The following is a 6,382-nucleotide window of genomic DNA, read 5'->3' as shown; positions in this document are numbered from 1 at the left end:
TGTTTTTGTGGTGTTGGTGTTTGGCCCTCGGGGGGCGGGGGCGGCCCGCCCCCTCCTGTAGGACAGTAAAAAAAGTACCCGATCGTATTTTCTAGTTAGCCATCTGTCAAGACTAAAGTCAATTGGGTGCCTTGTATTTTCAAGTTTAACCATCTACTTGGTCGAGGCAGTGGCGAAAGGGGGCAATCAGAACAGTTTGAGAAACTGTGGCAAAATAAAGGCACGCCCGCAGGGGACTGCCACTGGATGAAGATCACTTGACTGCATTGATGCCCCTTGCGCCGCTGTTTGACTACGCGACCCTGGACATAGAGCTCTGCGTTCCGCACCCGGTTACCGGCTTGCTCACCTATGGCTACATCGAATCCTACGCGAGCCGAAACCTTACGGTGCCTGGCGGCGAGATCTACCTGCGGGTAGGTAAGCACCATGGCTTCGGTAAGGGCTTTGGTGTTCGCCATATTTGGGAGGGGCATGGTCACGAGCTGGCCAAGGTTGGCTGCTCTGCGATCGAGGATGTTCCAACCTTTGTGGCCGGTATCTTGTCGCAAGGCGCGCAGATTCTATGTGAGGGATACCAGACCCGTGATGGCTACCGCTTGACGATCGTCCGGGGTGCGAAGGGGGTGGTTATCCTGTCACCGCAGCTGGATGCGGCTGGCGAGAATTTCTACTCTGTGGTGACAGCGTACAGAGTCTTGAAGAAGCAGAGTGCGATGAAAGTGGGCACCCTGAAAGCAAAAAAGACGCCGTAGGCGCCTTTTTAGAGAAGTCATTGAGGGCTGGTAGTCGCAGCGCTTGCTTAGCACGTCCAGGCAAAGCTGCCTGAAAGGGGTCGGAAGCTAACCATTGTGGCCGGTTACCGCTACCGCACAGGTGGCGACCTGCGCAATCCACACTGATCTGTCGATATCGCCATGAGCCAGATCAGCCCTGCTCTTATTGAGCCCTCGGTAATCATTTTTGAGCAACGGGCGACACTATGTCAACCACTTAAAGTGGAAAAACCTCGGCAGCTGCCGGCGTTTTGAGGGGCGGAAGCGTCGTAAAGTGGCTTGACGCCGAGTACGTTTCAGGCCGCTGTAGGCCACGGTTGATAAGGTCTTAAGCCTACTTGGAATGAGCGCCCGCAGCGAAATATGGCACCGTGTAAAACTCCACATATTGTGAAGTCAGCAGTGGTAGATGGCCATCATCTTAGGCGTCGTTCCAGCTCTCCTTGATGATGGAGTGCTCGACCGCCTTGTAGCCAATGCTATGCATGGGTCGCTGCTTCGGACTGGGAGAGGCCGCCTGGGCCGGCAAACAGATCAAGCGAAAGGGCTCCTGTCCTCATGCCGCGATAGGTTTTCGATCCTGGGCGAGGAGGCGCTTGAGGGGAGAAGGGTAGGCAGGGCTGCCCAGGGGGCGGGTCGTGGTGTTAGCCCAGAAAGCAAAAAACCGCCCAAAAGGCGGTTTTCTGTGAAGCGATTTTCTTCTGCAGTATATGCCCGAAGGCCGTCGCGGGGGTCTGGTACTGCTCCAGCATTCCTCGCCAGTGATCAAAATGTTATCGCCCGGGAATCACTATGTCAAACAGATTGGCTGTTCGACTTCCGATTAGGCGGTCATCTTCTGTGGTGAATCCTCTTCAGCCATGGCTTTGTAGAGCTCTCTCAGATCACCGACAGCTGCTTCCAGTTGGCCTTCGCCAAAGCCTTTCCCCCAATCTCTGGCGACCTCTTGGTACAGCAACAGCTCACTGCGTTCGGCCTCGAGGGCAGCGATGCGAGCGATCGCCGTTTCCAAATCGGTTGCTACGGTAGTGAGTGCTTGGAGCTGATCGCGGGTCTCCACCAGCCTCGTTTTGGTCTGCTGGTAGTCCGTGACCCCGATAGTATGAAGCAGTGAATTCTTCAGCAGGGCCTTTTCCGCCTCAGCAAGGCGCAACGTGTAGTGAGTATTACGGCCTCGGCGTGTCTGGCCCCGTACCCGGTACTCAGTCACTGGCGGCAGGATACGGTTGACGGATACCGATTCCACCATTTGGCAGACTGCCCAGCTGTCCTTGCCGCTATTCCCCCATGCCGGCAACTGATCCAGGGTCGCACGCGAAAGCTGGAAGGACGTTTTGTCGCCGATGCCTGGGTCGTTAGAGGTAACCGGGACAACTTGGCAAGCACCCCTGCCAGCCTTTACCACGATCGCAAGGCGGCGCTTGTGCATCTCACCCTTCTGCAGGGTGTCGCAGTAGCGCTTGTTCGTACGGAGCACGCCGTCTTCACGGCCGATGGTCTGGATGAACCCGTAGTCGACCTCAACCACCGTGCCAGGCTGAACCATCCTCGTCAGTGAGCTACCGGTCTTCGTCAGCGTCTGCTGAAGGTACTCCTCGGGCACTGTATTGAAGATCTTGCTGAGGGTCACTGTGAATTGGGCTGGAACAACGCCAGGAGCCGTGAGCTGCTCGACGCTTTCCACAAACCAGCGGTAGTTGGCAACGCCGGTGAATTTCTTGATGCAGAAGACTTTGAAGTCACCGCTCCCAGGCATGAGCGCCTCGGAGATCGAGCTATAGGTCTCTTTGCCCAAGAGAGACACACTGATTGCATCCGTCGCCTGGTCTTTGACCTGCTCTAGATACCTGATGACGATCGTGTCCATGCATTTCCTTGGTGCAAGCGGTGGGGTCGAGGGGGGCAAATATGCCATAACTCAGCGGCCTCCGTAGCTACTGGCCAGACTGCTCAGGCTGAGCAGGGGCGCGAGGTGTAGGCACGTGGGTGGAGGTAGCAACGGACAGCCCTTGGTAACGCACATTGAGGCCCTTGATCAGATAGCGGTTAGTCCGGTTAAAGTCCATGGCATCGTTGCCGCCTGGGTCGCCAGAGCGGAAAGTAATCAGGTTCATTTCCATCAACAGCGTGATCGCCGGGCTTACAGCATGACGGCCTACATCGGTGTACTCGGCGATCTTGTCGTAGCTGATCACGGTCAAGCCATCGTCGTCCGGGTAATCACGGTGACGCATCGCGAGCAACAAGACGTAGATCTTGAGTGCCTGCAGCGAGAGGCGCTTGTTGAGTCCAAAAGCCTTCAGCTTTACCAGCGTCGTCTCTGGGTTCTCAGTCGACTGGTCTTTTTTGGGCCCACGGCCATGGTAGAGCCAGCTTTTAGGGATCTTGGAGAAGCTCTTTTCCTCGAGCCAATTTTCGACGTAGATCAGCGATCCGCCCCTGGGCTTACCAGTATCACGGCGGATGTACCCGCCGTCCTCGAGCACCTGGAGTGAGCGCCCAACCACATTCCGTGCATGGCCTACCAGGTTGCCTAGCTCCTCGTAGGTCGTCTTGGCTATGCCGGTGTGGTAGTTCGCCCGAGTACAGATAGCTAGGTACACCTTCAAAGCTGCCAGTGAGGTGTTCATCGCCACCAGATCTACGTGCTTCTCAGCATTCAGCTCACTGAATTTTTTAAGGCCACCAGAGGTAACCCAGCCTTTGGGCATCTTAGCCCAGCGAAGCTCAGGAATCTCGGATTTACTCATTTACCGTTCCTCAACAAAGCCAAGCTAAGTACCAAAGAAATGCAAAGCGCGAGAACTAGTGGATCGGTCGAGAAAGCTTTCTCGGCAAAAGTAATCAGGTCAGTCATGGGAATAGGCTCCGTTCCTCGATGAAGCCAAAATTACTCGAACCTCGCTGAGGGTATCTAGATATAGGCGTTTTACGCTGAATACCTCAATGCCACAAGCTACGTGGCTTCCAGAGGGATCGCATCGCAGATCATTAGTATTTTGAAGAATCTTGTTTTTCATCAAAATATGAATTTTGATTAGTGTTTTTAGCATTTTGCAATCAAAAGTGAGGGTTTGATATGGCTGATGCCGAATTGCCGATTGTCGATGGGCAGCTGGACTTCCACCTCAAGGTTGCCAAGCGCAAAGTCCGAGCCGTGGCCCGTGAGGGCGGCTTCACTTTGCAGATTGAGCACTCCGACCTAGCGCACACCCTGACCACCCAGCGCGGAAGCCCCAGGGTGTTCAAGAATCTCAGTACCGTGGCCACCTTTCTTAAGGATAGGGGAGTGAAGAGGTTCACCGTGATACTCGAACAGCGGAGCTCTGATGAGAAGGCAGCAAAGAGCAGTGTGAAGGCCACTGCCAAGCCCAATACCGGCACGAAGGCGAAGCGCACATCTAGTCGGCACGGCAGGACGTTGAGCTTCGACCAGGAGTGACTGCCAAGCCCTTGGTTGTCGAGGGAGGTGTCGCCTATTGAATGAACATGTCGCCGCTTCGGGCACGGAGTGGCCGCCTAGCTTTTAACAGCCCAGGTGGACGCGCCTCTTGGTGGTGGCGGGGAAGGCCGCCGCAGTCAAGCAGGGTGATGTCGGAACAGATTGTCTGCGCTGATGGCATTGAGCTATGATCGTGAAATAACTTATCAAATACGCTAGAGCGTCCCTTTGAGGATGTTTAGTACTTTCATTGTCTGAGTTAGTGTAAATGAGTAAGCCGGTGAAATTTCTAAGATTACGTTGGTCGCCCCCGCAGTCTGTCGAGATGCTTATCTGGATGGTTGTGCCATTCCTTTTGTTCTTCCGTCAGACATACGTGTACGGGTACAAAGCTATTGATTATTCTCTTCAAGAAAATTTTGGGTTAATGATTGTAGCTGCGCTATTTATCCTGTTTCCAATATTCTTCAGGCAAATATTCTCTAGCTTTCCTTTGGAGTTTTTGCTGAAAGGTAAGGCTTTCCATCAGGCTTCTGTTAGTCTAGAACATACAGCCCCGCCAAGGGCTGGAGATGGTTCAGACGGTAGCCATGCAAAGCGTTCTCGCTTGGCAAGCGGAACGGATCTCTTGTTTGATCAGGCTGAAAATTCCCGCAATTTGGCCAGAAGCATTTATGGGCGTGCTGGCGTATATCTACTTCTCGGTATATTGGTGGCATTTTCCGGCCTTGCTTTTTTCTATATCCAGACGCCCGTTCTAAATGAGCCGGGTCAGCTGATCGATAAGCTGCTGCTTTTGGCGCCAAAGTTCGGGATACTGTTCTTTATTGAGTTTGTTGCTTTCTTCTTCTTGAGGCAGTATCGATCGGCTATGGATGAGTTTAGGTATTACGAGTCGATTGCAAGAAGGCGCGAGGAAGTCAGTGCGCTGCTCATACTCTCGGCTGAATCCGAACCGAAGATCAATTTGATGGAGCTTCTGAAAAGCGACTGCTATTTCTCGAAGGTTTCCGCACTTGAGAAAGATCAATCTACAGAAATCCTTGAAGCCAGAAAGCTGGAAAAGGGTGAGCTTGAGCTACTAGGGAAAGTCGTTGAATCGGTTGTCAAAGCTAAGGGCTAGGCAAGAGGCTCGGGGGAGAAGTAGGGTTGTCTCGCCAGGCGAATGGGACGCTCTATCTCTACATGGCCGTTTGCGGGGATAGCACCTGCCCCGGCAGATCAGGTGCGTATCCTGTTGCGGAGTCTTCGTAGCAAGCCGACGACCTTCGCAGAAAGGCTCGAGGACGAGCTTAAGCCGCTGCCCTACTGGTCAACCTCGCATCATAGATTGGCAGGGTGGCTCGTTTTAACAGGGCTTGGACACAGAAGTTCAACGAGTTCTTCGAGCACTTTCCCTTGCGACGCTCGAGGTAAAAGTCCCGCGAGGCTCTCCAGGCCAAGGCAGCCATTCCGAAGACTACGGCGCAGTAGATTGCAAGGATGATGCTGGTAACGGTGTAAGCTGTGAGATTGTGAAGGTATGGAGCTGCTTGCGCCTTCAGGCTTTCATTGTTGTCCAATATCCTGAACGTTGCGGTCATCGCGAGCCCGACGAAACCAAGGGTGAAGAAACCGCGAAACAGCTTTATGCTGAAAATGTGGTTAAGGATGCTTTCACCAAGTGTCAGTGAATTTTCTTTAAAGCTTTTGCTTAGATTAATGACTTTTTCGAGGTTCTCTACAATTTCTAAGTAGGAAGCCTCGGAAGCATTAAGGTGCCGCTTCAGCCAAGCACTCTTATAGTCCTCTAGCCTGCTGCGGGAGTAGGTTGTCTCGTTACCCAGGATGCCATGCTTCTTGAGCATAAACTGCCGGTATTCCGGCTCGTATCGGCGTGCCAGTAGGTATAGAGCAACTAGCTCGAACATAGCAGCAATGAGACAAAGGGGTAGGGTGAGCTTTGAGTCTGCGACCTGAGCAGCAAAAGACCCGACCATGAAGACAACGGTTAACAGGATGAAGCCTATGGCAAGCTTATAGGTCTTTGTCTTGGGGCCGGAAGCAATCGTGGATGGGCCGAAGGCAAGGTTGTACTTCATTGCAACTGTTTCGATTTTTTCTAAAGTTAGAATTTCCATTGTTCTCTTGTATTACATCCATTGTTACTGTTGTAATTCTAAAT

6 protein-coding genes are annotated in these 6,382 nt (G+C 53.0%); 3 read left to right on the top strand and 3 right to left on the bottom strand.

Features of this window, described 5'->3' with window-relative positions; all coding sequences use genetic code 11:
• The first annotated feature begins 257 nt into the window (after positions 1-257).
• Positions 258-755, top strand: a complete 498-nt coding sequence (locus IAE33_RS11975; RefSeq protein WP_236406429.1) for a hypothetical protein — start codon at positions 258-260, stop codon at positions 753-755.
• Positions 756-1,599: 844 nt separating this feature from the next.
• Here IAE33_RS11975 and IAE33_RS11970 read toward each other — a convergent pair.
• A complete protein-coding gene (locus tag IAE33_RS11970) occupies positions 1,600-2,643 on the bottom strand; it encodes a type II toxin-antitoxin system PemK/MazF family toxin (protein WP_201163657.1) in 1,044 nt (347 codons plus the stop codon).
• A gap of 67 nt (positions 2,644-2,710) precedes the next feature.
• Complete coding sequence (locus IAE33_RS11965; RefSeq protein ID WP_236406427.1) at positions 2,711-3,526, bottom strand: hypothetical protein; 816 nt, start codon at positions 3,524-3,526, stop codon at positions 2,711-2,713.
• A 329-nt stretch (positions 3,527-3,855) separates the two neighbouring features.
• On the opposite strand from IAE33_RS11965, the gene IAE33_RS11960 reads away from it, so the two are divergent.
• Together IAE33_RS11960 and IAE33_RS11955 are read left to right on the top strand one after the other, a co-directional pair.
• Positions 3,856-4,218, top strand: a complete 363-nt coding sequence (locus IAE33_RS11960) for a hypothetical protein (RefSeq protein WP_201163656.1) — start codon at positions 3,856-3,858, stop codon at positions 4,216-4,218.
• A 268-nt stretch (positions 4,219-4,486) separates the two neighbouring features.
• Positions 4,487-5,341 (top strand): hypothetical protein, encoded by an 855-nt coding sequence (locus IAE33_RS11955; protein ID WP_201163655.1) that lies wholly within the window; start codon positions 4,487-4,489, stop codon positions 5,339-5,341.
• 169 nt (positions 5,342-5,510) lie between these two features.
• On the opposite strand, the gene IAE33_RS11950 is transcribed toward IAE33_RS11955, so the two are convergent.
• On the bottom strand, positions 5,511-6,338 hold the full coding sequence (locus IAE33_RS11950; RefSeq protein WP_201163654.1) for a hypothetical protein: 828 nt from the start codon (positions 6,336-6,338) through the stop codon (positions 5,511-5,513).
• Between the last annotated feature and the right edge of the window lie 44 nt (positions 6,339-6,382).

The sequence above is a fragment of the Pseudomonas sp. S60 genome, assembly GCF_016647865.1.
Taxonomy (GTDB): Bacteria; Pseudomonadota; Gammaproteobacteria; order Pseudomonadales; family Pseudomonadaceae; genus Aquipseudomonas; species Aquipseudomonas parafulva.
The sequence above is the reverse complement of the archived record's forward strand: the minus strand, read 5'-3'. Positions and strand labels throughout refer to the sequence as shown.